Here is a 25962-nt window from a genome sequence, read left to right as displayed (position 1 = left end):
TGACTGCTTCTAGCTTCGTGCCGTACCATATCTGGGAGAATAGCAGATTACCTAAAAAAACCCCTGTTGGTGTTTTCAGCCGGCAGGAACGACCCGTTTCTTTTTATAACCCCTCTAACGTACGGTCAGGTATGTCTGCGTCAAGCCCTCGGCTCGTAACGTTGCTGGCGCTGCTCGGGCTCGCGCCGGTCGCGTACTACATGCAGGGAACCGGCCGCACCATCGTCGCGCTCTCGCTCGTCAGCGTCGTCATCATCGCCAGCAGTTTGTTCTTGATGACCAAGCCAACAGAGTCGCGTCCCGTCTGATATGCCGTTCGGGACGGCGGGGCTAAGCTCCGGTGAAACGGCCGGCCTCGCGGCGTTCGTCGGGCTTGGGCTGGTCGGGAGCGTTCACTGTCTCGGGATGTGCGGGCCGTTAGTCACCACCTACGCCGATAGACTTGACGACGGCGGGCCGGTGTCAGGTCACGAAATACGTCAGCACGCGCTGTTCAACGCTGGACGGACGTTGAGCTACGCGCTCGTCGGGACGGTACTTGGCGCTGCTGGCAGTGTACTGTACGATGTGGCTGGCCTGGCACGTCTTGGAACTGCTGTCCGGGGAGCCGTCGGGGTTTTCGTTGGCCTCGCTATCATCACCGTCGGCCTGGGGTATCTCTCTCGTGGTCGCGCCGTCGATGTGGCCCGGTCGCTACCGCTGGTGGGGAACCTGTTCCAGCGACTCTCCGCGTCGCTCGTCGCCAGAGTTGACCGGTGGGTCGACGGCCCGGGGATGGTCGCACTGGGCGCGATGCACGGCTTGCTCCCCTGTCCGCTGCTCTACCCGGCGTTCCTCTACGCGTTTGCGACCGGCTCTGCGCTCACCGGCGGGCTCTCGCTGGCCGCGCTCGGCCTCGGGACGTTTCCGCTGGTGTTCGCCTACGGGACCGCTTTCGGCACGTTGTCGCCAGGCCATCGCGCGACATTGCACCGGGCACTCGGTGTCGTCTTCATCGCGCTCGCGCTCGTCCCGCTGTCGAACGGCCTGGCGGCGTTCGGTATCGTCATCCCGAAACCACCACTGCCGATGCCCTGGACATGACTCACTGTACGCTCTGTGATCTACCGGTCGAGACGCCAGTCACTGATGAGGCGGTCGAGGGGACGTTCTGCTGTCGTGGCTGTCTGGAGGTCGCGCGGACGCTTGACGACCCGGCGACGGAGAGCCGCGACGCCGCCGACACTGGCCCCGATCCGGACGACGCCGACGGCGAGACGGCTTTCCTCTCTGTCGATGGGATGCACTGTACGACCTGCGAGACGTTCCTCGAAGCGCGGGCCATAGACCACGACGGCGTCACCGCCGCGGCAGCCAGCTACCCGACGGGGACGATGAAACTCACCTACGACGCCGACGCGCTCTCTGAGTCGGACCTCAGGGAGGCAGTGGCCGGAACCGGTTACGACGCCAGCCTGCAGGCCACGGAAACCGACGACGAGTACGAACTTGAGGGGCGTCTCATCGTCGGCGGCTTCTTCGGGATGATGACGATGCTGTGGTACATCCTCTTTCTCTACCCGGCCTACCTCGGCGTGGATCAGTCCCTGTTGCTGTTCGACCCCTCGGGGCAGGCGGGGGATTACCTGCTGTGGAACATGGCCGTGATGACCGGCGTCGTGGTCGGGTACACCGGGTGGCCACTGCTTCGCGGGGCCTACGTCAGCCTCCGCGCTGGTCGGCCGAACATGGACTTACTCGTCGCGATGGCTGCTGTGACAGCCTTCCTCTACAGCGTCGTCGCTGTCATTCTGGGACATACAGAGGTGTACTTCGACGTGGCGACGGTCATCGTCATGGCCGTCTCAGTCGGCGACTACTATCAGGACCGGGTCCGGCGGCGCGCGCTGGACCGCCTCACGGAGTTCACCACACAGCGAGCCGATAGCGCTCGACGACGGACTGACGGTGGTCACGAGGAGGTCGACGTGGGGGCGCTGTCGGCTGGCGACGAAGTCGTCGTCCGCTCCGGCGAGCGAATCCCTGTCGACGGGACTGTGGTTGAGGGGACCGCCGCCGTCGACGAGTCGCTCGTGACGGGGGAGTCGCTGGCAGTCCGGAAGGCGGACGGCGACGTGGTCATCGGGGGGTCGCTGGTCACGCAGGGCGGCGTCGTCGTGCGTGTCGGACCGGACGCCGAGAGCACCGTCGACCGGCTGACGAACCTGCTGTGGGAGGTCCAGAGCACGCGCGGCGGCGTCCAGCGGCTGGTCGACCGCATCGCCGCCGTCTTCGTCCCGCTGGTGGTCGTTCTGGCTGTGTTCGCCACCATCGGGCACCTCGTCGCCGGAGCGACACCCACGGACGCGATGCTGACTGGGCTGGCGGTGCTCGTGGTTTCCTGTCCCTGCGCGCTGGGGCTGGCGACGCCATTGGCGACCGCGGCTGGCATCCGCCGGGCACTCGACGGCGGGACCGTCGTAACCGGTGACGCGGTGTTCGAGACGGCGACCAATGCAGACGTAGTCGCCTTCGATAAGACGGGTACGCTGACGACCGGTGAGATGGAACTACTGGAGCGCGCCGACGAGGGGGCGATGTCCCGGGCAGCCGCGGTCGAGCAGTTCGCTGACCACCCCGTCGCTGAGGCCGTCACAGACGCCGTCCCGGTCCCGGACGCGGCCGTCTCCGGGTTCGAGCAACACCCGGGACAGGGCGTCAGTGCGACGGTCGACGGAGAACACGTCGCTGTCGGGACGCAAGCCCTGTTCGACGACATCGGGTTCGACGTGCCCACCGATCTCCGAAACCGGTGTGAACGCGCGACCGAGAACGGGCGCGTTCCGGCGCTTATCGGATGGAACGGCAAAGCGCGGGACGTGCTCGTCGCGGGCGACAGGCTCCGCTCGCACTGGGAGTCAGTCGTCTCGACGCTCGCTCGTGACCGCGACGTAGTTGTCATTACTGGCGACCGCCCCGAAGCCGCCACCCCGTTCGAGCGCCACGACGGCGTCGACGAGGTGTTCGCTGGGGTACCGCCCGAGGCGAAAGCCGAAGTTGTCGAGCGACTGCAGTCCCGCGGGACCGTCGCGATGATCGGTGACGGGAGCAACGATGCCCCGGCACTGGCGGCCGCCAACGTAGGCATCGCCATGGCCTCGGGCACGTCGCTGGCCGCCGATGCAGCTGATGCGGTCGTAACGACCGACGACCTGCGGGCCGTCCCCGACATGTTTTCGGTGACGGCCGCAACCCGAACCCGGGTCCGTCAGAACCTCGCGTGGGCGTTCTGTTACAACGCCGTTGCGCTCCCGCTCGCGCTGCTCGGCGTCTTGAACCCGCTGTTTGCGGCCCTGGCGATGACGGCCAGTAGCCTGCTCGTCGTTGGGAACTCCACGCGGACGCTGGCTGGAACAGCCTCACACGGCGAGGCGAGTACAGATGGGCCGGCTCCGCCACAGCAACCAGCAGCGGCCGACTGAATCGTGCTGTCGGTTACCGTCTTGCCAGCGACCGCTGATGGTTTGATATTTGGTATCATGTCTGAAACAGATTTAATATATCACCAGTTCTGGTCACATATACGTCGCTTTCACCGACGTGGTGACCCATGACCTACGCATTTCCCGTTCCCGCGCCAACGTCGTTCGCTCGCTGGCTGTACAGCGGGCGGTCGGCCATCGAACGTAGCCTCGACGCTACGGTCGAGTATGCACCCCTTATTGGGGAACGGGCCGCCGCGGACACCTGTTCGGTGAAGATTCCGTCCGTGGCACCATAGACTGGTTCGCCGCCGTGGGACCGGCGTCCCACTCACGGACGCCGCACTGCGGCGGGGATTCGATTTGGCTCACTGTCGAGCGGCGGGACTCTACCCCCCGCTCGGCCGCTCCGTCTGAGAGGCCTGCACCGCACAGTATGGTCTGTCGGCGTGTCGCCGCTCGCCCCTGAGCCTGTACCGTACCGTGTCGCTATCACGCTGTCCAGCCCTCGGGTTCCCCATCGTCCCGGTGTGGGAATCCCTGACCGGCCGCTCCCGGCCGGACGTACGCGCCCGCCACCCGCGCAGTCCCCGACCGACGCGACTCAATTGGCGAGTGCCCTCCCGGCCCGGTTCGACTCCGGCCGTCGGCGTTATGTCGCTGCAGGCGACCCCCCCGACCGAGGTATCGGCCGACCTATCACTGCGCGTTCCGCGTGGCGGGTCCGAGACCCTCGAAGCCGGTGTCGCCGACGTCCTCGCGGCCGTCGACGGCGTCGAAGACGTGGCCGTCGACCGCGTGACCAGCGTGCGGCCCACCTGGACCGACATCCGGGTCGACGCCGACGTGTCGCTCACGCTGCAGGCTGACGACGACCGGAACACCGCGGACGACCGCGGCGAACTCCTGCAAGACGGATTCGGCGTGATGGCGGTCAACCGCGTCGACGTGACCGGTGACGCGTAAGCGCAGCCCTCCACTCCCCCTGTCTTCCCGAATATTCCAACCGGACCCGGGCCCTCGCCCGGCGCAGGTTCAAGTCCTGCCGGGAAGTCCACATCCATGCATTGAATATACCTTGCCACTGTCATCGACAGACGGTGACGCGACTCGAAGAGCAGAGCACAGTCACGCCGCACCCGGCGGCTGTAGCTGCCGAGACGGGCCACAGTCGTTTCTGCCCTGTTTACCCTCACTGCGCAGCCGAGCCTGTAAGATACTGTAGCGCGAAGCGGTACGTATGACCGTCCATACGTCCGACGACCGATGGCTCGATGCGCCAGTCGAGACGGTGTTCGCGTTCATGGACGAGCCGTCGAACCAGGCGGCCGTCACGCCGAGTCTGTCCCGTGCCGAGCGTATCGAACGCCTGCCGAACAGCGGCAACCGCGCCGCCTACGAGTACAGGATGTTCGGCGTCTCGTTCACCGGCGAGGTCCGCGCGGCGACGTACGAGCCGCCCGAGCGAATCGTCTACAACATGGACGGCGACCTGACGGGGCGGATCGCTTGGCGGTTCGAACCCGAGGATGGCGGTACGCAGCTCACCTACGCCGCCGACTACGAAGTTCCAGGGCCGCTCCCAGAGTTCCTTCTCGCGCCGGTTATCAGATGGTACAACCGCCGGGAAGTGCGGCGGCTCCTGGCAAACGTCGCCGAGGCAGTCGAAGAGGAGGAGCAAGTCGTCGCCAGTTCGCTGTCGTAACTCCGGGACGCTACTCGTCGGTCCAGAGCGCGTCCGAAAGCGTCCGCTGAACCGCCTCCTCGCCGACAGCTGTAGCGAGCGTCTCGAACCCGCTGCGCTCGACGGGGTCGGCGGCGTTTGCGACCAGTCGGGAGACGATGAACTCCGGCGTGGACTTCCCGACGGTGCCAAAGCGGGGCTGATAGTCGACCTGCAGGTCGAGGTCCTGATTCAGCCCTTCAGCGAAGATGCCGTCGACGCGAGCCTCCGTGGGCAGCGGTTCGAGGTCGTCTGCGAGGTGGGTGACGAACACGCCAAGCGCGTCGCGGTCGACGGTCAGTGTCACGAGCCCGTGCAGCAGGTCGGCGGCGGAGCCGGGTTCGGTGATGGCCTCGAACTCGTCGACGAGCATCAGCGTCCGGTCACTCTCGGTCAGCGGCGGCACGACCGAGCGCAGCGTCGATTCGAGGACGCCGGCGTTGAACGAAGCGTGCCGCCGGTGGAATACGATGGTGTCGACGATGCCAACCTCTGCGGCCTCGGCGGGGACCGGCAGCCCCATCTGGGCCAGCAGTTGCACCTGACACAGCGTCTCCAGCAGGGTCGTCTTCCCGCCGGAGTTCGCGCCGGTCAGGACAGCCACTCGGTCGCCGCTGGGTGGCTGGTTCGCCTGGTCCAGGTCCAGCGTGTGGTCGCCGATAGCGTAGGTGATCGGCTGGACGCTCTCTATGTCGGCGATGGTGAGGTTCCGCGCGCGTTTGACTGCGATTGTCTTGCGATCCTCGACGAAGGTGGGGCGCGTCAAATCGAATGCGATAGCAAATCGGGCGAGTGAGACGGAGAACGCGATGTCGTCCACCGCCTTGACTGCGGCGTCAATGTCCGCACGCGCATCGGCGAGGTCGTCTTCCAGCCGGTCGGCAACCGCCCGCTCGCGCTCTTGCACGTCGCTTCGGAGTGTGGTCCGGAGCTCCCGGAGCGCCACGTCGACGAAGTCCCGTGCGTCGGTCGCCTCCCGAGGCATCGCGTCGCGGATTCGTGCGGCGTCGATGCCGGTCTCGCTCGTGACGTGCCGGACGAGCGCGTCCTGGAACTCGTCGGGTCGTCGCGCACCCTCCTGCACAGCTTCGACGACCTCCATCGAGGCGGCCGCGAGGTCCTCGATTTGCCCGAGCTGGTCGCCCAGGCGGTCGAGTTCGTCGTCGGCCCCTTCGCCGACAGTGTCGCCGTCGCCCGCGAGGCCAGCGAGTGCTGCCCGGCCAGCCGACAGTGACTCCCCGTCGATGGCCGCTAGCGGTTCGAACACGCCGCTCTCGATGCCGGTGTTCTGGAGGGCGAGCGCCACGTCGACCGCGGCCAATTCGCCCCCGTCGGCGTCGTAGGCGTCGAACGCGTCGAGGACGGCTCGCTGCTCCGCGTCCGAGAGGTCGGCCCACGTGTCCCGCGCTTCGAGTACGCCGTCCAGCCGCTCGTCCATCGCTTCGCGGGTCGGTAGCGGCGTCAGTACGCGGATGCTGTCCGCTGCGTCCGCCGTGACCGCGTACTCCTCGGCGAGGTCGAGCAGTTCCTTGTACACGTCGCGGGTGTCTCTGGTGGCGAGTAGGTCCATCGACTCGGCGCCGGTCGCCCGCCGGAGGATGCGCGTCGCGCGCCCCCGGGAGAGGCCGGCCGTGGTTAGCGCTCGTGTATCCGCCGACTCGATGGCCTCGATGGCCCGCTCGACGCCCAGCTCCTCGGTGAGCAGTTCGGACGTCTTCGGGCCGATGCCCCAGTACTCCTCCAGTCGCATGGACGGGTGGAGAACGGCGGCCCGCTTAGGCGTTTTCAGTTGTCGGGCTCGTCGTCGTCGATACCGAAACGCTCGTGGAGCGGCCCCGGCTCCCCGCGGGCCTGCCGGTCAGCCCGCCGGGCCGCACGGCGTGCGATGAGCGCTCCAAGTGCTGCCGGAATCGCCAGACCAAGCGACACGAGCGCCGTCTGCTCGGAGACGACTGATGGACCATCTGACAGGAGGACTTCGTAGCCGACGACGAGTACGACGACTGCCACGCCGGCGACGACGAGGTACAGCCCGCGGGCCAGCACCTCGCTGGGGTTCCGGAGCCGCGAGAGATACGCGGCTGGGCCGAGCCAGCCGGCCAGCAGGACGCCGACGGCCACGGGAACCGAGAGGTCGCCGACGAGGATGACGACGGCATACAGCACGAGCGGCGCAATGGCGATACCGAGCGAGAGGCCAGTAAGCGTGACTGCCCACGTCGGTGCACCGGAATCCATCGATTCCAGCGTTTCGGTCAGGCGCTCGTCAAGCATTTCTGCCTGTTCGTCGGTGAGCAGCGACGCGTCACAGTGTGGACAGGCCATCGCTGTAGGTTCCAACGGCTCCCCACACTCCGGACAGGCGGGGTCCGACGCTTTGCGCCACTCGGTCATACTCCTCTTTGCGCACCGAGCGGTTTGAGTGGTCCGGATAGTATCAAATTACCAGAAAGCCGTTGTTGGGTAGCGCTAATACTACACCATAGCGCAGCACCATCCATGCGGCCGAATCACTGTCCCGTCGGGGGGTTTCCAGCCAAAGAATGTAATTTGGATGATGGAAAGAAATAATCTACTACAGGCCTGATGTAGTATATGGGGGGCGTTGATATTCTACATGTCGACGACGACAAGGGGCTTGCTAGCCTGACTGCTGACCTCCTCGAACGGAAAGACAGTCGGTTCAACGTGCAGACTGCCGCAAGCGCGACAGAAGGGCTACACCTGCTCGATGAGTTCTCACCGGACTGCATTATTTCTGACTTCGAGATGCCCGGGAGAGACGGCCTTGAGTTTTTAGAAGCCGTCCGGGCGGAACACTCCAAACTCCCGTTCATCCTGTTTACTGGCCGAGGAAGCGAAGAGATCGCAAGCGATGCTATCTCTGCCGGTGCAACAGACTACTTACAGAAACAATCCGGGACCGAACAGTACGAACTACTGGCCAACCGTATCAACAACGCTGTCACTCGCTATCACTCAGAAAAACAGCTACGCGAGACCAAAGAGGAGTATGCCGCCGTTTTCGAGAACACACGGAACGGACTCTTGCTCGTCGATGTCGAACAAGACGGGTTTCGTTTCCGGCGGTGTAACTCACGGGTACTGGAGTTTACGGGACTTGCAGAGTCGGAACTTATCGGTAAGACCCCACAGGAGGCACTTGGCTATGAGAATGCCAGAGCGGTCGCCGGCGCGTATCGGAAATGTGTCGCCATGCGCGAAACAATCACTTACACGGTGACACTTAACCATCCAGTCGGGGAGGTCGTTCATGAAGCCAACACCACGCCGATAATCAGAGACGGTGAAGTCGAGCAACTCGTCGTCGCGTTTACCGACATCACCGAACGGTACGCCCGTGAGCAGGAGCTACGCGAAGAACGTGCTGTTATTCAACAGGCGCTCGATACGCTCGATAACCCACTGTTCGTTACCGATATCGATGGCCACCTCAAGCACTGTAACCGCCGCGCACTCGAGCTTATCGGGCGCACCGAAGACACAGCCGTCGGAACGCCGATCACCGACCTGTTTCCCGACGACGAACGGGAGACGATTACTGACGCGGTTGACGACGCACTTCGCACTGGCCGAACGACTGTCACGGCCAGCCTTCGCCTTGACAGTGGTCAACGACAGTCCTACGAGTTCCGCGCTCACTCTCTGACTGACCTGAATAACAACGTCGCGGGACTGGTCATACTCGGTCAGGATGCCCCTGATTCTTGATCGCGTGTACATCTGTTGTCGTCGCCGGTGACTATGACCGATCTCGTGTGCTGGGCTGTGCTGATCGGTCACCAACCGCAGAACTGTCTGTGTCCTCCTGCAGATGATTTGTTCGCCCTGTAGCTCCCTGGACTTTATACTATATGACGGTTGAATTGCACAATACCAATGAAAGACGTGCTCTCCAGAATCGGTATCGGGTCTGCGACAGTGGACACGGTGCTGCCGACAGACTCCGTCAGAGCCGGTGAGTCCGTTCGGGCCGAAGTCCACGTTGAGGGCGGATCGACGGACCAGGATATCGACGCGATCTACTTCGCGCTGGAAACTGAATACAAGTCCGACGAGGGGTACAAGGACGCTATCATCGACCAGTGGCAACTCACCGAGCCGTTCACTATCGAAACGGGCGAAAACCGGCGTTTCGAGACTACCATCGACATTCCCCGGGAGACGCCAGTAACCACACGCTCGACGGCCGTCGAAATCGAGACCGGCCTCGATATCTCGATGGCGGTCGACCCTGGCGACGAGGATTACATCGAGGTCGAACCGACACACCGAACGCAGGCGGTGTTCGACGCGCTGGACTCGCTCGGCTTCTCGCTCCACGCCTCGGCCTGTGAGGCAACGGCCGGGAGCCTGTTCACTACCTCAGCGAACTTCGTTCAGGAGTTCGAGTTCCGACCACAGCGCGGCGAGTTCTCTGATCAGGTCGACGAGGTCGAAATCGTCCCGGTATTCGACGACGACCGGCTCACAGTGTATCTGGAGATCGACCGTAGCGCCGGACTGCTCTCGGAGATGACCGACGCCGACGAACGACACACCGAACTTACCATCGAAGAGCCAGACCCGAAGGCTATCGAGCCACGGCTCACGGAAGCAATTCGGGAATTGAGCTAGCCCGCTGGCGTCCGTTGCCGCCCTCAGCCCCAGAACGACTGCGTCCGTGCGTACTCCCGTTCCTGCCGGAGGATGTCCCGGTAGAACTCGTCCTTGTCCTCCCGTAGACGGTTGATGATGCGGGCGGCATTGTGCGGCCCGACACCGCGAGCCGCCAGCGCGACTACCGCTCGCTTCCCGTGGCTCTGGACCAGCGAGGCCGAGCGGTAGGCCCGTTCGGTCATCTTCTCCTGTTCGTCGTCCTTGTCGTCGGTCCGGACGGCCGAGACGACCTCCTCGGCCCAGGGATTCAGCGCGGCGATGCGGGTCGACCCACATTGCGGACACGACGGCTGGTCGCGCACGCGCTTGACCTGCTGTTTTCGGTCCCACTCCTTGCAGTGTAAGCACATGAGGATGACACGGTCACTCTGGATGCGCTCCTTGACGGTCTTGATGACGCTCGCGTCGGCGTTCTCCGGCGAGAGGAGTTCCCGCCCGGAGGAGTTACCGCCGGTCCCGATGGGTGTGTGCTCGCCGACCGTTTCGAGCGCCACGTCGCCGCGCTGAATGTCCTGGAGAAGGTCGGCCGTCGCCTCGATGGCGAGGTCCTCGTGGCGCACCTCGCGCAGGGCTTCGTCGTACATCGGCGTGTCCTCTAGAGCGGCAAGCAGGCGGTCGCGGCCGAAGTCCGTCGACCCGCGACCGCGCCAGCGCTTGAGCGACCCGAACTTCGTCGCCACCTGCGCCAGTTTGAATTTTAGTGCATCGGCGTTCTTCAGGCTGAGTTCGATGAGCGCCGGGAGGTGGTCGGGGTCGGTGTCCTCGATGACTTCGATGACGTCGCCGGCGGTGATCCGGCGCGGGACCTCCAGCGTAATCCGGTAGGGGTCGACCTCCATCGCGACTGATTCGCCCGCTCGCTGGCCGAGCAGTGCCGAGAGGACCCGTCCCAGCGTCTCGTTGATTTTGTGGCCGTAGCAGGCGTTGACGATGACCTCCCGGCCGTGGAACTCCACCAGAATAGTCGTATCGTCCGGAATTGGCCCTTCGTGTTTTTCCACCTGTGAGAGCCCATCGGCGACGGTCTCCGGGCCGGCGGCGTAGCGCGCCGCCACGTCTCTGGCGACGGCATCGGTGTTGGCCCCCTCCTGTAGCTGCCGACCAGCCACACGGCGGAGTTCGCCGACCTCGGCGGCGACGGCCCTTGGAACCGGAATCTCCTGCCCCACCCACGACGGGACCTCACCGGCGGGGTCCTCGATGGGCGAGACGGTCACGACCTCCTCTTCCTCGTCGATATTCGTGATGCGCCACATCTCCCCGCGCTGGACAAATACCTCGCCGGGCGTGGCGAAGTTGACGACGAACTTCTCATCGAGGGTCCCGACCTGCTGGCCCGAGGCGACGTCCTCAACGTCGTAGGTGGCCTCGTCGGGAATCATCGAGAGGTTCTGATAGAAGTACTGCCAGGTGCCGCGGCGCTTCTCCAGGGTGTCCCGGTCCTCGTCGAGCCAGATGACGTTGTTCGCCGCGAGTTCCTCGATGACCTGCTTGAACTGTGCTTCGTCGAGGTCACGGAACGGATACGCGCGGGTCAGTATCTCGAAGGCCCGCATCGCCCGGATTTCGCCGGTGTCCATCACCAGCCCGGCGATCTGGTTGGCAACGGTGTCGAGGCTGCCGTCGTGGATTTCCGCCGGTTCGACATCGCCGGCCTCGGCCTGTCTCGCAATCGCCAGCGCCTCCAATGTGTCGTCGGTGTCGGTCGTGACAACCGTGCCCGAGGAAACGAGGTCCCGGCGGTGGCCGGCACGGCCGACCCGCTGGACGAGGCGGGACACCTGCCTGGGGCTGCCGTACTGGACGACGTGGTCGACGTGGCCCACGTCGATACCCAGCTCCATCGAGGAGGTACACAGCAAGGCGTCGAGGTCACCGGCCTTGAAGCGGTCCTCCACGTCGATGCGGACCTCCTTCGACAGCGACCCGTGGTGGACACCGAGGTCGGTCCCGAGTTCCTTGAACCGCGAGCCCAGCGCCTCGGCAGTTTGTCGGGTGTTGACAAACAGCAGGACAGATTCGTGCTCGTCGATGAGGTCTGCAATGTACCGAACGTGGCTGGCCGTTCCGGCGTCGGTGACGAGCGTACTCGACAGTTCCTCGTCGCGGTCGGTAATCTGGGGCCGGACCACCTCGATGTCCAGCCGGCTGCCGATGTCCACCTCCACGATAGCACACGTCCGCCCACCGGTGAGAAACCGGCCGACCTCGTGTGGGTCGCCGACTGTCGCCGAGAGTCCGATTCGCTGGAACCGGCCGGACAGTTCCCGGAGTCGTTCCAGCCCGACCGTCAACTGCGCGCCCCGCTTGGCAGCGGCGAGTTCGTGGACCTCGTCGATGACGATATGCTCGACGTCCTCAAGCGCCGTCCGAAGCTTCGACCCGGTGAGCATCGCCTGGAGCGTCTCGGGCGTGGTCACGAGCACGTCCGGCGGATCGTTGGCCTGCTTCTGGCGCTGGTAGTCCGTCGTATCGCCGTGGCGAACGTCCACTTCGAGGCCGAGCGTCTCGCCCCACCAGTCGAGACGCTGGCGCATATCCCGGTTCAGCGCCCGGAGCGGCGTGATGTACAGCGCGCCGATGCCAAAGCGGTCCTCAGACTCGGCCAGTGCATCGAAAACCGGCAACATCGCTGTCTCGGTTTTTCCGGTTCCGGTCGGGGCAACCACCAGCGCGTCCCGTCCGTCGGCCAGCGTCGGAATCGCCTTTCGTTGTGGGTCGGTCGGCGTCGTGAAGCCGCGCTCTGAGAGCGCACTGCGGACGGCCGGCCCGAGCGCAGTGAAGGCGTCATCGCCGCGAGCGACCCCGTCAGTCATCGCCCCTCTCTAGCGACTACACCGGGTTAAACACGTTGTGTCACCCCCTCTCGTACGCCGTCGGTAACCAGGGCACTGCGGGCGTTGCGGGGGAGCGACGGGTACAGCCTTATGTCGTTGCCCGGAGACATGTGAGAGTATGACGAACTCGTATGGCCTTTCGGCTGGTGATGGCCTGTGAACACGCTCGACGAGATCGAACGAGCGGTGAAGGATACGGCGCATTACGTCAGCGGGAACCTGGCGAACTACGCTAACAGGTCGGCCGGCGAGAACCCCAGCGGGGAACAACAGGTCGGTGGCGACGTGTGGGCCGACGACCTGTTTTTCGACGCACTCGCGTACATCGATGGTATCGGCGCGTACGCGAGCGAGGAGCGCAGCGACGTGGTCGACTGCGGCGATGGTTACAGCGTCGCGATTGACCCGCTCGATGGCTCCTCGAACCTCGCCTCGAACAACTCTGTAGGGACGATAATCGGGGTTTACGACGCCGAGCTCCCCGCGGCAGGCCGGGAAATGGTCGCGTCGCTGATGGTGCTGTACGGCCCGTACACGACACTAACTATCGCTCGGTCCGACCGCGATGTCGTCCAAGAGCACCTTCTCCGGGACGGTCACAGCGAGCGCTGGGGCCAGTTCGAACTGCCGGCGGAAGCGACAGTTGTCGGCCTCGCAGGGAAGACCGGCGAGCGCACCGATGAGTTCAACGACATCGCGCAGTCCTTCGAGCGGGACCTGAAGCTCCGCTACGGTGGGGCGACTGTCGCCGATCTGGCGCAGGTGCTTGAGTACGGCGGGCTGTTCGGGTATCCGGCGACGACGGGGTATCCAAACGGGAAGCTCCGGGTCCACTTCGAATCAGCGCCGCTTGCGTACCTCGTTGAGGCAGCCGGCGGGGCCTCCAGCGACGGCTCGCAGTCCTTACTCGACGTTGAACCGGACGGCATCCACGACCGGACACCGACGTTCCTCGGTAACGCTGAACTGGTCGATGAACTCGAAGCGACGCTTTCAGAAGGATAAACGGGTACAGTCGGCCGGCTCAGACCTGCTGATAGGCCCCTAACCGCGTGCCATCGAGCAGGAACGCCTCGGCATCCGCCATTCCCTCGGGCAGGAACGGAGCGAGGAACTCCTGCCCGTCGACGTTGACCCACGTTCCCCCGGAGCGGTCATTGAATGCCGGAAAGACGACGATATCCGGTGCGTTCTCGATTGGTTGGTCGAACTGTTCTGAAAAGGGCTCGCTCACCAGCGAGCCGCGGAGCCAGGCCCGCTCCTTCTGGGCCCCGCCGACGCTGTCCTCTAGCCGGACGACCGGGTGCTCGTGGCCGACGCAGAGAACGTCTGCTTCGAGCACGTCCGGCGCAGGCCACGTGTGGCCGTGAGCGAACCCGACCGAACCGATACGGGTTCCGTGTCCCGGTGTTACCTCAATCTCAGTATCGAGGTCGGATAGAACCGGCTCCAGCCCGCCGTCGTGGTTCCCTTTCACCAGCGTCACGGGCACGTCGACAGCCTCAAACAGCGCACCGAGTTCCGTGCGCTCATCCCCGAACGGGTCGCCGATAGCGTGGCCCAGATCACCGATAATGACCAACTGGTCGGCACGGGCTCGGTCGAGACACGTTAGCAACCGTTCCCGGCGGGCCTCGGCGGCCGACTGAAGTTCGACCCCTTCGTATCTGAGTCCCGCTTCGATGCCGGCGTGGTAGTCTGCGACCGCCAGCAACCGCTCCCCGTTGGTGTCGACTGTGGCCGCCGGAACGCCGGGAAGCGGTTCGACACGCATTGCTCCTGTGTTGGCCGTCCGGCGAGAAAAGCACCGCGGCTCAGTTCCAGATCGCTCCCGGAACCGGCTGTGAGTCGTCGTTCGCTTATATCGGTTTGAGCTTGCCGTCGTCGGGTTCGTAACACCGACCACCCATCAGGGCGTCCTGAATGGCGTCGTCCACCGCGTCGGCGTCGGCCCCGTAGCGGTCGACGACCGCCGCCAGCAGTTCTTCGCGGTCGGCCCCGTTGCCGTCGTCGAGTTCGTCCATGACCTCCATCGCGGCGTCTTCGAGGTCCTCGTCCTCGGCAGGCCCCGTGTCGCCGTCGTCTACTTGGTCGCTTTCGGAGGTGGGTTCTGAGGCTGTTTCGGTCTCGGACCCGATTGTTTCGGGTTCGGACGTGGGCGCTGTCTCCGCCTCTTCTTCCGGTTCGGGTTCTGGCTCCGGAATCGACTCTGTCGCGGAGGCGGGCTCCGTCTCCGGCTCGCTGTCTACTGACGTGCCCGCGTCCGCCTCGGTGGACATCTCCTCGTCAGGGTCCGGCGTCTCGATACCGGCCTCGCCGGGCTCGTCGACCTCCGTACCAGTCTGGAAATCGGTGCCGTACTCCTGTTCGATCTCCTCGCGCTCGTCCTCGTCCAGTTCGAACTCCGGATCGAACTCGCCGAGGTCCTCGTCCCCGTCTGCCGTCGCTGCGTCGCTGTCCGGGGCCGTCGACGTGGCCGGTTCTGGCTCGTCGGCAATGCCGTCAGCGTCGACTTTCGTCGTTTCGCCGCCCGCCACGCCGTCGGTCTCAGACGACGGCTCCGGTTCGCTCGCGGACGTAGCTGTGGTCGAGGTTTCGGGCTCACTATCGACGGTTTCGGGCTCCGCCTCTGACGGCGAGGACTCCGTAACGTCTGCTGTCTCGTCGGTGGCAGCGTCCTCCGTTGCCGTGTCGCTCTCGGTTGTCCCAGCCACCGGCTCGTCATCGGCCGTTCCCGTCTCCGACTCGCCCGCGTCTGACACCGGTTCCGGTTCGTCAGCTACCGCGCCCGCGCCTGCCTTGTCCGCGGTCGTCTCTGGCCCAGAGACGTCGGTGTCGAGGTCAAGAGAGGCCAGCAGCGGGATCGGGTCATCGGCCCCGTCGTCCGGTGACAGCGACAGCCCTTCCGCTTCGTCCGTGTCGCCAGCGACGACGCGAGCGGCGTCGAGCGCGGTCGTTCGGAGCGCGTCGAGGTAGTCGCCGGTCGTGCCGTAGTGGTCCAGCGCGAGCGTGATGCCGGCCGCGGCGCTCTCGTCGACGCCCTGGTCGACCAGCGCCTGGCGGAGGTCGTCACCGGCCAGACCGGTCTGTTTCGCGCTGGCTATCTGGCCGGCCCGCGAGACGGTTTGCTCGGCGGCCTGGACGACCCAGCGGTCGCGCGTGTCCGCGTCGACTTCGCTGATACTCTCGGGTCGAACCGAGGTGAACACCCGGTCGCTGTCGTCGGGCTGGAAGGTGCGGGCCTTGCCCGTGACGGCGACGAACATCGGTGGATCGGCGGCTTCGAGGAAGGCCAGTTCGTCGGGCTGGTACTGACCGGCGTAGATGACGAACGGGCCGGTCGGGTCCACGACGCGAGCGCGCAACACGTCGTCGTTGACCTGTTCGAGTTCGGTGAGAACGCCGACGAGGAACAGCCGGTTGACCCGCGCGCCGGTCGGCGTGACGACGTAGTTCGGGGCCCGTTCCTCGTCGGATTCGGAGTACGAAAAGTCGGCGTCGTCGAACTCCGCGGCGAACAGCCGATGGGCGACCTCTCGGCGGCCGGGGCCGCTATCTCCGGATTCGCTCATGTATCCGCCTCCTGAAGGAGGGCCTGCGCACGCGTCGCCGGGTCGTCGTCGGCCTCGACAAAGGTCGAAGCTGTGAGGTTCGCGCCGTACTCGTCGACCGACAGCGACCCGCGGACGACGAACTCGCGGCCGACGATGCGGTCGCTGATACGGTCGGCGACCACTTCCTTATCCATCGCGTCGCGGGCGTGCTCGCGGGCGTCATCGAGATCGCCACCGTACACGCGGGCGGTCAGTTCGTCGTCGAGTACTGCGGTGACGGTGTCGGTCCCGTCGTCGAGGATGGCCTTCGTCCGCAGGTCGTCCTCGCCGTCGACAGCGCCGTGGGAGCGACACTGGCCGTTCTGGATGACGCGGCCGCACTCCGGGCAGCGCTCGATGAGGCCGGAGCCGTCCCGCACTTCGATGACGTTACCGGCCAGTTCCACGTCGAACAGGCCGCCGCTCTCGACGGCCTCGCGGATGGACAGCCGCGGTGCGTCTTCGGTGACATCGACCGTGCGGTCCAGCGCGGTCACCGTCGAGAACTCGGAGACATTTACCGACGGCGCACCGCGGAATTCACGGACGAACGTCTCTTCGAGGCGTACGGACGCCCCTTCCTTGATTTCATCGTGGGGCTCCCAGTCGGTGAACGGGAGCCGGCCGCTCTCGTCGCCAACGACGCCGCTGAGAATCGTCGTCTCGCCGTCACGGCCGTCGATGACTTTCTGCTCGCATTCCAGCACCTGCACCTCGACAGTGATGCCGCGGTCGCCCGGTGCAAGGTCCTGTAGCGTGGCGCGACCCCCGACATCGTAGTCAATGTCGAGTGTTTCGTCAACGACCTCGGGGTTAGTGCTGTCGCCCAGATTGAGTTCCGGCTGGCCTTCCCACTCTCGGACGCCGGAATTGCCCAGTCGGACGGTTTGGCCGGGCTGGAGGTCGCCAGAGAAGCCATCCCACGCGGTGTACGAGATCTTCCCGGTCTCGTCGGCGAGTTCGCCCTCGCGGATGACGTGCTGTTCCCCGTTGTACTGGATGGACCGTCGACCGGACGTGAGCACCACGGCGGTGACCGTCACGTTCGAGTCGTCGGTCGAAACCTCGCTGATGGCCTTGCTCGACGGCGTGCTGTCGCCGCTTGAACTGCCATCGCCGTACTTCCGTCTGAGGCTCTGCTTGGCCTCGTCCATCGGGACGGAGTAGTTCACGAGGTTTTCCAGGTCGCGTGTGACCTCCTCTTTGTCAACACCGAGGTCGGAGGCGAGCTCCTCGGCATGGTCTTCGAGAGACATCGACTGATGATTCGACGGGAGTACTCAAAAGCGTTTTCGGCCAGCCGTGTAGGGTACAGCTGTCGATACCTGTTTGAAATCGCCCAAAATTCTTATTTATGATACTGTAATCTCTCAGAATATGCTCTCTGACCGAGTTAGTGGGTTTCGAACGGCCAATAATTCCGCTACTGGCCACATCAAGCTAACCGGGCAGAAGGTTATCGACACTGATAGCGGGTGCGGGAATGGGGGTGCTTGACAATGGGCAGTATGTTCGGGTCGAAGCCGTCAGAGGCCCACGTCATCTGGCGCAGCGGTCGGAACAACGACGGCAAGAAGAAGTTCGATTTCGAGTATCTGGAGCTGTGGGCCGCCCACTTCGGCGTCGACTTCGAGCAGTGGACCCGTGTCGACCACGACCGTGCGGACGAACCCCGCGAGCAGTTCGCCTGCGTGTTCCGCTGGGCGAAAAGCGGCGGGCAGGAACTCTCTGTCGGTGACGAGGAGTGGACGATGGGGTCCCAGCGCAAGCCCCGGACGTTCCTCGAAATCGACGAGGAAGGGATGGTCAGGCTCCGGGGCTGGAGCACGGAGACGACGCTCGACGTCGAGGAACTCGTACTCAAAAAGACGGTGCTGAAGCTGAAAACCGCTGACGGCACGGTAAAGAAACTCGATGTCCGGAAGCTCTCGAAACGCCCCGAAACGACCTCCTCCTGAGCGTAACCCAAAAGCCGTTTGACGTGTCGCCGGCACGAACGAGTATGCACGTCGTCGTCAACGCCGCCATGAGTGTCGACGGGAAACTCTCTTCTCGCCGCCGCGAACAGATCGCTATCTCCGGCCCGGACGACTTCGACCGCGTCGACCAGCTTCGAGCCGACAGCGACGCGGTGATGGTCGGCGTCGGGACGATTCTCGCCGATGACCCCTCGCTGACCGTTGACGACGCCGATCGCCGCGCCGCCCGGGCTGACCGCGGCGACCCGGAAAACCCCGCACGCGTCATCGCCGACTCCCGTATCCGCACGCCACCGGACGCCACAGTGCTTGACGGCCGCGCTCAGACCTACCTCCTCGTCAGCGAAGCCGCGCCGCCGGACTTCATCGAGGAGATGGAAGACGCCGGCGCGTACGTCATCGCTGCCGGCCAGGACCGGGTTGACCTGACGACGACGCTCGCGAAGCTGGAGGGTGACGGCATCGACCAGCTCATGGTCGAGGGCGGCGGCGAACTCATCTTCGGCCTGCTAGAGGAGGCGCTGGTCGACGAACTGTTCGTCTACATCGGGCCGAAGGTCATCGGCGGCCGGGACGCGCCGACGCTGGCCGACGGCGACGGCTTCATCGAGGACTTCCCGGAGCCGGAGCTGGCCGGCGTCGAACGTGTCGACGACGGCGTAGTGCTACACTGGCAGTTCTGAGAACTGGCCGGCAGAATTAGTGGTCGTGGCCGGTCAGCTCGGCGAAGGACTGTCCGAAGCGCTCCTCGAACAGTTCGCTGGTCTCCTCTTCGAGTGCGACGATCTGCTCGTCCGGCTCGCCCTGTGCGTGGTGGACAGCGCTGTGAATCCGCTGGGTCATGCCGAACATCGCAATGTCGCCGACGACCTGTGGGTCCGTCTCGTCCGGCGATTCGCGAAGGATATCTACGAGTTCGCTCGGGACTGTGAGTTCGTCGGTCTCCTCGCCGTCGTCGATAGTCAGCGTGACAGTATCGGTTGCCATGCCATCGACTCCGGGGGCTATCCTAAAGGGTCTGTGGATGTGGGACTGGACGGCACGTCAGGTGCGGGCCAAAGCCAGTCTCACCGATATGACGTTCAGTACCCGAGGTAGATGGCGAGCGCTTTCAGCACGGCGTAGACGGCGACGAGTAGGCCGGCGACGGACATGGCGACCGTCTTGAGCAGCCCCCACGGCACGAGGCCGCCACCGGACTCTCCGACGGTGAGCGTCCCCGCGGACGCGAACCCGACCGCGACGGGGTACTCCCCCGTTTCGTTAGCCCGATACCGGAAGCGGACGCTCCCTGACTCGTCTGCACGGACGGTGACGTTCCGCGAGGTGACGGGCTCGCCGGCGACCGTGAGCCCGACCGCGCGCGTCGCCGTCGTGTTCCCCTCGTTGTGGACCGTGGCGTTCACTGCGACGACCCCGCCGACCGGGACCTGCGTCCTGTTCAGCGTCGCGTTCGTCACCGAGAGGGCCGCGTTCTGGGCGCGGTCATCACCCGTGTCGGCCGACGTCGCACCGGCCGAGACCTCCGCGTCCGGTCCGTCCGTCGCCGATTGGTCCGACCCCGACCCGTCGGACGCGTCACCAGTCGAGCCAGCCGTGTCGCCCGATTCCGTTGTCCGGGCATCGTCCGTCGCCGTCTCTGTCACAGCGTCTGTGGCGGTCTCGGCCGGTGTTGCCGTTTCCGTCTTGGTGGCAGTCGCCGTGTCGGTTTCGGTCAGCGTTCCCGTTTCCGTCTCGGTGGCAGTCGCCGTCTCGGTCGGCGTCTCGGTCGGCGTCTCGGTTTCGGTCGCCGTGTCGGTTTCGGTCGGCGTCGGCGTGGGTCCGCCGAACGTCCCGCCAGGGAAGGTCAGGTCCAGTTGCTCGACCTCGCCGGTAGGGTTCGGGTCCGTCTCGGCAGCCTCCGCTCCGTCGGGGCCGTCGATGTGGAACGTCACCGTCGAATCGATGTCGCTGCTGACTCGGAGCTTGTCCGCGGTCGGGTCCGAGCCGCCGTACTCGCCGGTCGTCTCGACCGTGACTGAGTCCTGTACCTCGCCGTTTGCGACGGCGACAATGGTCGTTCCGACCGGGGCGTCCGTTCCGGTGGTCGACTCCGCGGCTCCGTAGTATGCGTTCGGCGGCGCAGTCTGACCGAGCGTCGGTCCGGCGACGACGCCGGTCATGACGAGCAGGGCGATGAGGGCGGCGGATACGACGAGTTGGCGGCGTGTCATAGCTGTGCGATTCGGATTCATTCTATCGGGTGCGACCAATTCTCGGCTGTTGGTCCGTCACTCATCGGCTGGAGGCGAGCGGCAGGAATCAGCTTCCCTCGCTCGGATCGTAGCCTTCCCCGTCTACGGTGCGGATCTCCTTGCCGGAGTCGAGGTAGACGAAGTACCCTTCGTAGTCCGAGAGGGACTCTGACCCGGAAGCGGTGGTGAACGCCGACACGTCCGCGTCGCCAGACGGGTCGGTAAGGTCTTCGCTCTCGTCGCGGACGTACACCGTGATGGCGCTGTCACTCACCGTGACACCCTCGCCGAGATCGGCGTCGACCGTCACCGACGACCCGGAGTTCAGATCGGGCGTTGCGGCGACGAGGTTGTACCCCTCGTGGAGGTATCGGGAGTGGAGCTGGCCAGTCTCCTCGTAGGTGTACCCGATGCGGGCGCTCGAATCGGTCCCGTAGACGTAGTAGCCCTCGCCGGCCTGCTCCTCGTCCGGCGAGACCCACTTCGTGTTCGTTGCCGTGGGGTCGTAGGTCGTCACGTCGCTAACGTTCTGGAAGACCACGTCCGACGTGTCCATCGGCGTCCCCTCGACCTGGTACCCCTCGTCCAGCCCGTTGGCCTCGTGGACAAGCCCGACTGCGTCCGTGTCCGACTGCGCGTTGGCCTCGGCGATGGAAACTGTCGTCGACCCGGTGTTCACGTCGTCCGTTATTTTCGTTGGGTCGATACGCGCGTCGACTGACCCATCCTCGACATCGACGGTGTAGCTGGTCCCGGCGATCTCGACCGTCGCGGTCTCGGTCGCCGCGCCGCCGCTGGCGACGAGGTTCCCTTGGGCGTCGCGCACGCCGTCGGCTGTCACCCGTATCGAGGTGTTCGTGTCCTCGACGACGCCGACGAACTCGCTGTGGACTTGGAGGCTGTCGACCGAGTCGATGGCGGTTTCGAACGTCACCGAGTCGGAGTCGGTCCGCGTCGAGCCGAAGTAGTCCGACGCGGTCACGTTCAGGCTGACCGAGCCGTCGCTCGCCGACGGATCCGAGACGGTGAACGAGTCGAAGTAGGTGTCGCCGGAGACGTGCGACAGCGTCAGCGAGTCCGGACCACCCAGCGCCGACGCGTCCGTCGCGACGGTGTCGACACCGGCCGTCGCGTCGGTCACCGTCGCCGATACCTTGACCGTGTCACCGACCTCGACGGTGTCGTCACCGTCCTTTTCCGTGACCGTGACGCCGCTGATAGACGGCTTCGTCGTGTCAACGGTGTAGTCGACACGCAGTGTATTCGCGTCGGGTGTCGGCGGACCGGAGGAGTACGAGTGGGTCTGTCCCGCTTTGTCTGTGGCGCGGACGCTGACGGTGAACGCGTCGTCGCTGTTGATCCCGTTTTCGTCCGTGTCGTAGCTCCAGTCCGTCGTCCCGGACGTGCTCAGCCACGTCTCCGAGCTCTGCCAGCCGGAGCCGGTGTAGTAATCGCCGTTGCTGCGCTGGATGGACACCTCGACGGTGTCGAGTCCGGCGTCGTCGGAGGCGGTCCCGCTGATGGTCGGCGCGCCAGTGAGGTTCGCCCCGTCGTCGGGCGAGTCAATGTCGACCGTCGGGTACTCGTTGTCGACGACGAACGTGTCCTGTGCCTCGGACGACTTGAAGCCGCTCCCGGTGTCGGCCGAGAGCCGCGCCTTTCCGTCGTCGAGACCGTCCCCGAAGCTCATCGCGCTCAGGTCGATTTCGACCGAGAAGTCGGTGTCCTGGACGGTCTTCGTCACCGTGGCGATGTCGTCGTCGTCGGGGTCTTGGACGAGGAAGGTGACATCGCCGGTGGAGTCGAGGTTCCCCTCGACAGTGATCGTCCCGTCCGGCGTGACGGGGTCGTCCGTCACCTCGAACGTCGAACTGTTCACCGCGGCGGCGGCGCTGGCTGAGAGCGTCACCGTCGCCGCGAACACTGCCGCAACCAGCATCAGTGACAGCGCGAGCGCCTGTATTCGCCTACGTGGAGTGATCCGTGTCATACTTGTCGAATGTAGGGGCTTCGGAGTGGCTGGTACGCCGAACCGACGGTTTCATCCACCCCTCGACCGCGGTCAGCGGGTCGGCCGTTCGCCGCCGCCCCGGTGAAACGCCCGAACTTCCGAACACTTTCCTCCCGCTTGTCGTCGCGTCTCGCCCGAGTCCGCCCCCGTATCTACCAACCACTTCCCTCAGACGTACAGTAATATCTTTGGACAATATTATCAAAGCTGACAATAGTGAACCACGCAACGCCAATGATAAGATATGTCTCGTGATACTGGCGACGAGTCAGCGTGGACTCGCGACTCGGATCCGCGTGGGTCTGTATGAATAGACGACTGGGCAACGGACGCCTCGATATGCGTCTCGACGGCGGTCCGGAACCGTCGGAGAAACAAGCGGCTCAGTCGTCGGCTTCCGCAGCGGCTTCGGACTCCGCCTCGGCGGCGGCCTCGGCCTGTGATTCGAGGTACTCGTCAGCGTCGATGGCAGCTTTACAGCCCATCCCGGCGGCGGTGACGGCCTGCTGGTAGTGGTAGTCGACCACGTCGCCGGCACCGAAGAGACCGTCCACGTCGGTGGCGGTCTGGTCGCCGCCGGTACCGCCGTGGGTCTGGATGTACCCGGTGTCGTCCAGTTCGACGCCGGTGTCTTCGAGGTAGTCAGTGTTCGGCGTGTGGCCGATGGCGATAAACACAGCGCCAACGTCGAAGTCGAAGGTTTCGGTCCCATCGTCGTCGAGCTTCTCGCTGGGATGGCCCTCGTCGTTCTGCGCGAGGGTGACGTGGTCGACGCCGTCTTCGGGAGAGCCGTGCATTTCCAGCAGTTCGGTGTTGCGCATGATCTCGATTTCACCCTCGTCGACCTTCTGCTGGACGCGGTCGATCCAGTAGTCCTCTGCGCGGAACTCCTCGCGGCGGTGTGCGATGTAGACGGTGTCGGCGAACTTCGTGAGGAAGTGGGCCTCTTCCATGGCCGCATCGCCGCCGCCGACGACGAGCATGTCCTCGCCGCGGAAGAACGCGCCGTCGCAGGTCGCACACGTCGAGACGCCGTAGCCCATCAGCTCGTCTTCGCCGGGGACGCCCAGCGTGCGGGCGCTGGCTCCGGAGGCGGCGATGAAGGCGTCGCAGGTGTAGACGTCGCCGTTCGACAGTTCCACGCGGAACGGCCGCTCGCTGTCGTCGATGTCGGCGACGATACCGTGTTCGAGTTCAGCGCCGAAGCGCTGGGCCTGCTCTTTCATATTGTTGATGAGGTCCGGACCGGAGAGGCCCTCGGGGAAGCCGGGGAAGTTCTCGACTTCGCTGGTCAGCGTGAGCTGCCCACCGGGTTCGTCGCCTTCGAGAACGAGTGGGTCGTTGTTGCTTCTGGCGGCGTAGATGGCCGCTGTCAGTCCCGCTGCGCCCGTGCCAGCGACGATGAGTCGTCGGTGTTCGACCGATTCTGTCATTAGCCAAGTTAGACTACCAGGCCGTATTTAGCTTGTGTTGTCGTGCGCCGAACGCGAACCGTGACGACACGCTTAGGCCGCTCCCGAGGCTTGCTGGGGGTATGGCCGCTGATCTCGAAGAGAAGACCGATCGCTACGAAGGACTACTCGCGGAGGCACTTGCTGCGGCATCAGTCGCACCTCCTGAAGGGACACCGATGCACAATGCCGCCTTGGAGTGTGAGGAGATGGCGTCAGCGTATCTTGAAGATGGGCGTCACTTCAGGGACGACGACGACCTCGTGAACGCCTTAGCGTCGTTCTCGTACGGGCACGCGTGGCTGGACGCGGGCGCACGTATCGGGCTCTTTGACGTGCCGACTGAGGGGCATCTGTTTACAGTCTGAAACTATGGTCGAATTTGGGTCCCAGTTCGGAAACCGATTAAGTGTCAATGGTCCTCCGAATCGTCTGGGTTTCCATGAAACGAACCAGACGCGGTGTCCTACGGAGTATCGGTGCTGGAACAGCAGTCGCAGTCGGTGGTGTCGGTACCGTGAGTGCTGCGCCGCCGAGAGACGGTGAGACGATTGCCGACATTGCCTCGAATGACGGCCGATTCACGATTCTGGTTGCGGCACTGGATGAAGCAGATCTTGTGGAGACGCTCGACGGAAACAGACAGCTGACAGTGTTTGCGCCAACCAATGCGGCGTTCAAAACCTTGCTGAGCGACTTAGGTATTAGCAAGGAGGAGCTGTTGAACCGAGACGATCTCGATGAAATCCTTACGTACCACGTTGCTCCAGGTCGTCGCGACGCCGAGTCGGTCACCACTTCCGACGAGGTGCCGACACTGAACGGAGCGAAAATATATGTCGATGGGACTGTTCTCAATGGCGGCCAGGCCAAAATCTTCGAGACAAACATCGAGGCCTCGAATGGATACATCCACGCGATCAACGGCGACAACGTCGATGGCGCCGGTGTCTTGCTCCCATAGGCCGGGGCACACTACAGTCTGCGTAGTCATAACAGCTGACCGGAACGGCTCTCTTCCGATGTCTACCTACCCCTTGCTCGGCCGGGTCGACCCGATCCCCGTGACTTCCGCTGATGCCTGGCTGCCCCGGTTTCGGTCGTAGGCAGCTATCATGGATTTGGCCAGAGGATATACGTGTGACCGGAGAGATAGGTTCGCTGATGGAGGGTGTCCTCTGGTACGTTCTCTCCGGGACCCGTGGGGGGCCAAACAGAGCCCGTATCCTCAAGGCCCTCAAGCGACGGCCCCGGAATGCCAACCAACTGGCGGAGGACCTCAACCTTGACTACAAAACTGTCCGGCACCATCTCGACGTGCTGTTGGACAACGGCGTCGTTGACAACACCGGCGGCGACTACGGTTCCGTCTACATGTTGACAGACAGGACCGAACAGTACTGGGACACCATCGAGGAAATCATCGCGGAGATCGAGTGACAATGGCCGAAAGCAAGAACGGAGTTTTACCACGAGCCGGCATAGGGGGGCACAGATGGCAGTCTGGATGACCGCGGCGAGTGTCGCCTCCGCGCTTAATGTCGTTGTGCTGCTGATGCTGCTGTCAGTCTGGGCTCGGAACTACCTGGCGGTGCGCTCAAAACACGCGCTGGGACTGACCGTCTTCGGGCTCCTGTTGCTCGCCGAGAACTGTCTGTCCGTCTACTATTATGTCCTTGATCCAGAGGTCGCCGTCTTGTTGCGAAGCGCCGCACCTGTCGCCGGCCGCGCAATGACGTTTGTCGCGATACTGGAACTCGGTGGGCTACTGTTTCTGGCGTGGATCTCGCTCGACTGAGCAGTCGCCACGATCCTCCTCAGACAGGGGCTGTCGCTGCATGAATGTATGTACCTGGTACGTAATTATAACCAAGCTGTATTGACTGGTAACATCGCTTTTTATATCTCATCACTCCCCCACGATGTGCGGAACCACACTGTGACTCCCGCTGACCCGGTAATTCCGGGACCCACTCGCCGTTCTCGACTGAAC

Annotated in this window: 25 protein-coding genes; 15 read left to right on the top strand and 10 right to left on the bottom strand. The window is 64.4% G+C overall.

The annotated features are described in order from the left end of the window. Nucleotides 1-131 precede the first annotated feature (131 nt). The 6 genes from ACYJ11_RS15460 to ACYJ11_RS15435 all read left to right on the top strand — a co-directional run bounded on the left by ACYJ11_RS15460 (nucleotide 132) and on the right by ACYJ11_RS15435 (nucleotide 5166). On the top strand, nucleotides 132-308 hold the full coding sequence (locus tag ACYJ11_RS15460; protein ID WP_170096305.1) for a hypothetical protein: 177 nt from the start codon (nucleotides 132-134) through the stop codon (nucleotides 306-308). A gap of 1 nt (nucleotide 309) precedes the next feature. Further along, entirely contained in the window at nucleotides 310-1083 is a 774-nt protein-coding gene (locus ACYJ11_RS15455; RefSeq protein WP_461648407.1) for a sulfite exporter TauE/SafE family protein, read from the top strand. Next, entirely contained in the window at nucleotides 1080-3461 is a 2382-nt protein-coding gene (locus ACYJ11_RS15450; protein ID WP_461648406.1) for a heavy metal translocating P-type ATPase, read from the top strand. Before ACYJ11_RS15455 ends, ACYJ11_RS15450 begins: the two co-directional genes overlap by 4 nt. A 128-nt stretch (nucleotides 3462-3589) precedes the next feature. Next, nucleotides 3590-3760: a hypothetical protein gene (locus ACYJ11_RS15445; protein ID WP_461648405.1), complete on the top strand. Its 171-nt coding sequence runs from the start codon at nucleotides 3590-3592 to the stop codon at nucleotides 3758-3760. Between the two features lie 355 nt (nucleotides 3761-4115). Then, nucleotides 4116-4427, top strand: a complete 312-nt coding sequence (locus ACYJ11_RS15440; protein ID WP_188980085.1) for a hypothetical protein — start codon at nucleotides 4116-4118, stop codon at nucleotides 4425-4427. 274 nt (nucleotides 4428-4701) lie between these two features. Next, a complete protein-coding gene (locus tag ACYJ11_RS15435; protein WP_461648404.1) occupies nucleotides 4702-5166 on the top strand; it encodes an SRPBCC family protein in 465 nt (154 codons plus the stop codon). A 10-nt stretch (nucleotides 5167-5176) separates the two neighbouring features. Here the strand turns inward: ACYJ11_RS15435 and ACYJ11_RS15430 are convergent, their stop codons facing one another. Beyond that, complete coding sequence (locus tag ACYJ11_RS15430) at nucleotides 5177-6934, bottom strand: MutS-related protein (RefSeq protein ID WP_461648403.1); 1758 nt, start codon at nucleotides 6932-6934, stop codon at nucleotides 5177-5179. 35 nt (nucleotides 6935-6969) lie between these two features. After that, the gene (locus ACYJ11_RS15425; protein ID WP_461648402.1) at nucleotides 6970-7578 is read right to left on the bottom strand and encodes a zinc ribbon domain-containing protein; all 609 of its coding nucleotides are present in this window, start codon (nucleotides 7576-7578) and stop codon (nucleotides 6970-6972) included. 201 nt (nucleotides 7579-7779) lie between these two features. Here ACYJ11_RS15425 and ACYJ11_RS15420 point away from each other — a divergent pair, with 201 nt between their 5' ends. Both ACYJ11_RS15420 and ACYJ11_RS15415 read left to right on the top strand, forming a co-directional pair. Then, the gene (locus ACYJ11_RS15420) at nucleotides 7780-8916 is read left to right on the top strand and encodes a PAS domain-containing protein (RefSeq protein WP_461648401.1); all 1137 of its coding nucleotides are present in this window, start codon (nucleotides 7780-7782) and stop codon (nucleotides 8914-8916) included. Nucleotides 8917-9084: 168 nt separating this feature from the next. Beyond that, on the top strand, nucleotides 9085-9822 hold the full coding sequence (locus tag ACYJ11_RS15415; RefSeq protein ID WP_461648400.1) for a sporulation protein: 738 nt from the start codon (nucleotides 9085-9087) through the stop codon (nucleotides 9820-9822). Nucleotides 9823-9845: 23 nt separating this feature from the next. Here the strand turns inward: ACYJ11_RS15415 and ACYJ11_RS15410 are convergent, their stop codons facing one another. After that, complete coding sequence (locus ACYJ11_RS15410) at nucleotides 9846-12680, bottom strand: DEAD/DEAH box helicase (protein ID WP_461648399.1); 2835 nt, start codon at nucleotides 12678-12680, stop codon at nucleotides 9846-9848. A gap of 177 nt (nucleotides 12681-12857) precedes the next feature. Here ACYJ11_RS15410 and ACYJ11_RS15405 point away from each other — a divergent pair, with 177 nt between their 5' ends. Beyond that, the gene (locus ACYJ11_RS15405; protein ID WP_461648398.1) at nucleotides 12858-13706 is read left to right on the top strand and encodes a class 1 fructose-bisphosphatase; all 849 of its coding nucleotides are present in this window, start codon (nucleotides 12858-12860) and stop codon (nucleotides 13704-13706) included. A gap of 19 nt (nucleotides 13707-13725) precedes the next feature. Here ACYJ11_RS15405 and ACYJ11_RS15400 read toward each other — a convergent pair whose 3' ends face one another. The 3 genes from ACYJ11_RS15400 to ACYJ11_RS15390 all read right to left on the bottom strand — a co-directional run bounded on the left by ACYJ11_RS15400 (nucleotide 13726) and on the right by ACYJ11_RS15390 (nucleotide 17550). Then, nucleotides 13726-14475, bottom strand: a complete 750-nt coding sequence (locus ACYJ11_RS15400; RefSeq protein ID WP_461648397.1) for a metallophosphoesterase — start codon at nucleotides 14473-14475, stop codon at nucleotides 13726-13728. 85 nt (nucleotides 14476-14560) lie between these two features. Further along, on the bottom strand, nucleotides 14561-16273 hold the full coding sequence (locus ACYJ11_RS15395; protein WP_461648396.1) for an RPA family protein: 1713 nt from the start codon (nucleotides 16271-16273) through the stop codon (nucleotides 14561-14563). Beyond that, on the bottom strand, nucleotides 16270-17550 hold the full coding sequence (locus ACYJ11_RS15390) for a Single-stranded DNA binding protein (protein WP_461648395.1): 1281 nt from the start codon (nucleotides 17548-17550) through the stop codon (nucleotides 16270-16272). The genes ACYJ11_RS15395 and ACYJ11_RS15390 overlap by 4 nt, the downstream gene beginning before the upstream one ends. Before the next feature lie 243 nt (nucleotides 17551-17793). On the opposite strand from ACYJ11_RS15390, the gene ACYJ11_RS15385 reads away from it, so the two are divergent. Next, entirely contained in the window at nucleotides 17794-18252 is a 459-nt protein-coding gene (locus tag ACYJ11_RS15385; RefSeq protein ID WP_461648394.1) for a hypothetical protein, read from the top strand. A gap of 44 nt (nucleotides 18253-18296) precedes the next feature. After that, entirely contained in the window at nucleotides 18297-18956 is a 660-nt protein-coding gene (locus tag ACYJ11_RS15380; protein ID WP_188980110.1) for a 2,5-diamino-6-(ribosylamino)-4(3H)-pyrimidinone 5'-phosphate reductase, read from the top strand. A 16-nt stretch (nucleotides 18957-18972) separates the two neighbouring features. Here the strand turns inward: ACYJ11_RS15380 and ACYJ11_RS15375 are convergent, their stop codons facing one another. From ACYJ11_RS15375 to ACYJ11_RS15360, 4 genes are all read right to left on the bottom strand, one after another. Further along, nucleotides 18973-19260 (bottom strand): DUF7545 family protein, encoded by a 288-nt coding sequence (locus ACYJ11_RS15375; RefSeq protein ID WP_004592488.1) that lies wholly within the window; start codon nucleotides 19258-19260, stop codon nucleotides 18973-18975. Nucleotides 19261-19355: 95 nt separating this feature from the next. Beyond that, nucleotides 19356-20486 carry a hypothetical protein gene (locus tag ACYJ11_RS15370; protein ID WP_461648393.1) on the bottom strand — a complete coding sequence of 377 codons (1131 nt, stop codon included), beginning with the start codon at nucleotides 20484-20486 and terminating at the stop codon, nucleotides 19356-19358. Nucleotides 20487-20574: 88 nt separating this feature from the next. Further along, entirely contained in the window at nucleotides 20575-22497 is a 1923-nt protein-coding gene (locus ACYJ11_RS15365) for an Ig-like domain-containing protein (protein ID WP_461648392.1), read from the bottom strand. Between the two features lie 404 nt (nucleotides 22498-22901). Further along, nucleotides 22902-23951, bottom strand: a complete 1050-nt coding sequence (locus ACYJ11_RS15360) for an NAD(P)/FAD-dependent oxidoreductase (RefSeq protein ID WP_461648391.1) — start codon at nucleotides 23949-23951, stop codon at nucleotides 22902-22904. A 101-nt stretch (nucleotides 23952-24052) separates the two neighbouring features. Here ACYJ11_RS15360 and ACYJ11_RS15355 point away from each other — a divergent pair, with 101 nt between their 5' ends. The 4 genes from ACYJ11_RS15355 (at nucleotide 24053) to ACYJ11_RS15340 (ending at nucleotide 25767) form a co-directional block, all read left to right on the top strand. Next, complete coding sequence (locus ACYJ11_RS15355) at nucleotides 24053-24337, top strand: DUF357 domain-containing protein (RefSeq protein ID WP_461648390.1); 285 nt, start codon at nucleotides 24053-24055, stop codon at nucleotides 24335-24337. A 74-nt stretch (nucleotides 24338-24411) separates the two neighbouring features. Continuing rightward, entirely contained in the window at nucleotides 24412-24933 is a 522-nt protein-coding gene (locus ACYJ11_RS15350; protein WP_461648389.1) for a fasciclin domain-containing protein, read from the top strand. A 200-nt stretch (nucleotides 24934-25133) separates the two neighbouring features. After that, entirely contained in the window at nucleotides 25134-25409 is a 276-nt protein-coding gene (locus tag ACYJ11_RS15345) for a winged helix-turn-helix domain-containing protein (protein WP_188852121.1), read from the top strand. A gap of 55 nt (nucleotides 25410-25464) precedes the next feature. Further along, nucleotides 25465-25767 (top strand): hypothetical protein, encoded by a 303-nt coding sequence (locus ACYJ11_RS15340; RefSeq protein ID WP_416008217.1) that lies wholly within the window; start codon nucleotides 25465-25467, stop codon nucleotides 25765-25767. Nucleotides 25768-25962 lie beyond the last annotated feature (195 nt).

This window comes from Haloarcula sp. H-GB5, assembly GCF_054850705.1.
Note: the sequence above shows the minus strand (reverse complement) of the source record. Positions and strands in the feature narration are given on the sequence as shown.

Excerpts from the sequence above, each read along its gene's own strand:
- ACYJ11_RS15420 (WP_461648401.1), top strand. The coding sequence starts at position 7,780 with ATGGGGGGCGTTGATATTCTACATGTCGACGACGACAAGGGGCTTGCT.
- ACYJ11_RS15455 (WP_461648407.1), top strand. The coding sequence starts at position 310 with ATGCCGTTCGGGACGGCGGGGCTAAGCTCCGGTGAAACGGCCGGCCTC.
- ACYJ11_RS15415 (WP_461648400.1), top strand. The coding sequence starts at position 9,085 with ATGAAAGACGTGCTCTCCAGAATCGGTATCGGGTCTGCGACAGTGGAC.
- ACYJ11_RS15430 (WP_461648403.1), bottom strand. The coding sequence starts at position 6,934 with ATGCGACTGGAGGAGTACTGGGGCATCGGCCCGAAGACGTCCGAACTG.
- ACYJ11_RS15380 (WP_188980110.1), top strand. The coding sequence starts at position 18,297 with ATGCACGTCGTCGTCAACGCCGCCATGAGTGTCGACGGGAAACTCTCT.
- ACYJ11_RS15400 (WP_461648397.1), bottom strand. The coding sequence starts at position 14,475 with ATGCGTGTCGAACCGCTTCCCGGCGTTCCGGCGGCCACAGTCGACACC.
- ACYJ11_RS15365 (WP_461648392.1), bottom strand. The coding sequence starts at position 22,497 with ATGACACGGATCACTCCACGTAGGCGAATACAGGCGCTCGCGCTGTCA.
- ACYJ11_RS15450 (WP_461648406.1), top strand. The coding sequence starts at position 1,080 with ATGACTCACTGTACGCTCTGTGATCTACCGGTCGAGACGCCAGTCACT.
- ACYJ11_RS15390 (WP_461648395.1), bottom strand. The coding sequence starts at position 17,550 with ATGTCTCTCGAAGACCATGCCGAGGAGCTCGCCTCCGACCTCGGTGTT.
- ACYJ11_RS15385 (WP_461648394.1), top strand. The coding sequence starts at position 17,794 with ATGGGCAGTATGTTCGGGTCGAAGCCGTCAGAGGCCCACGTCATCTGG.
- ACYJ11_RS15360 (WP_461648391.1), bottom strand. The coding sequence starts at position 23,951 with ATGACAGAATCGGTCGAACACCGACGACTCATCGTCGCTGGCACGGGC.
- ACYJ11_RS15425 (WP_461648402.1), bottom strand. The coding sequence starts at position 7,578 with ATGACCGAGTGGCGCAAAGCGTCGGACCCCGCCTGTCCGGAGTGTGGG.
- ACYJ11_RS15460 (WP_170096305.1), top strand. The coding sequence starts at position 132 with ATGTCTGCGTCAAGCCCTCGGCTCGTAACGTTGCTGGCGCTGCTCGGG.
- ACYJ11_RS15350 (WP_461648389.1), top strand. The coding sequence starts at position 24,412 with ATGAAACGAACCAGACGCGGTGTCCTACGGAGTATCGGTGCTGGAACA.
- ACYJ11_RS15355 (WP_461648390.1), top strand. The coding sequence starts at position 24,053 with ATGGCCGCTGATCTCGAAGAGAAGACCGATCGCTACGAAGGACTACTC.
- ACYJ11_RS15370 (WP_461648393.1), bottom strand. The coding sequence starts at position 20,486 with ATGACACGCCGCCAACTCGTCGTATCCGCCGCCCTCATCGCCCTGCTC.
- ACYJ11_RS15395 (WP_461648396.1), bottom strand. The coding sequence starts at position 16,273 with ATGAGCGAATCCGGAGATAGCGGCCCCGGCCGCCGAGAGGTCGCCCAT.
- ACYJ11_RS15445 (WP_461648405.1), top strand. The coding sequence starts at position 3,590 with ATGACCTACGCATTTCCCGTTCCCGCGCCAACGTCGTTCGCTCGCTGG.
- ACYJ11_RS15345 (WP_188852121.1), top strand. The coding sequence starts at position 25,134 with ATGGAGGGTGTCCTCTGGTACGTTCTCTCCGGGACCCGTGGGGGGCCA.
- ACYJ11_RS15440 (WP_188980085.1), top strand. The coding sequence starts at position 4,116 with ATGTCGCTGCAGGCGACCCCCCCGACCGAGGTATCGGCCGACCTATCA.
- ACYJ11_RS15410 (WP_461648399.1), bottom strand. The coding sequence starts at position 12,680 with ATGACTGACGGGGTCGCTCGCGGCGATGACGCCTTCACTGCGCTCGGG.
- ACYJ11_RS15435 (WP_461648404.1), top strand. The coding sequence starts at position 4,702 with ATGACCGTCCATACGTCCGACGACCGATGGCTCGATGCGCCAGTCGAG.
- ACYJ11_RS15340 (WP_416008217.1), top strand. The coding sequence starts at position 25,465 with ATGGCAGTCTGGATGACCGCGGCGAGTGTCGCCTCCGCGCTTAATGTC.
- ACYJ11_RS15375 (WP_004592488.1), bottom strand. The coding sequence starts at position 19,260 with ATGGCAACCGATACTGTCACGCTGACTATCGACGACGGCGAGGAGACC.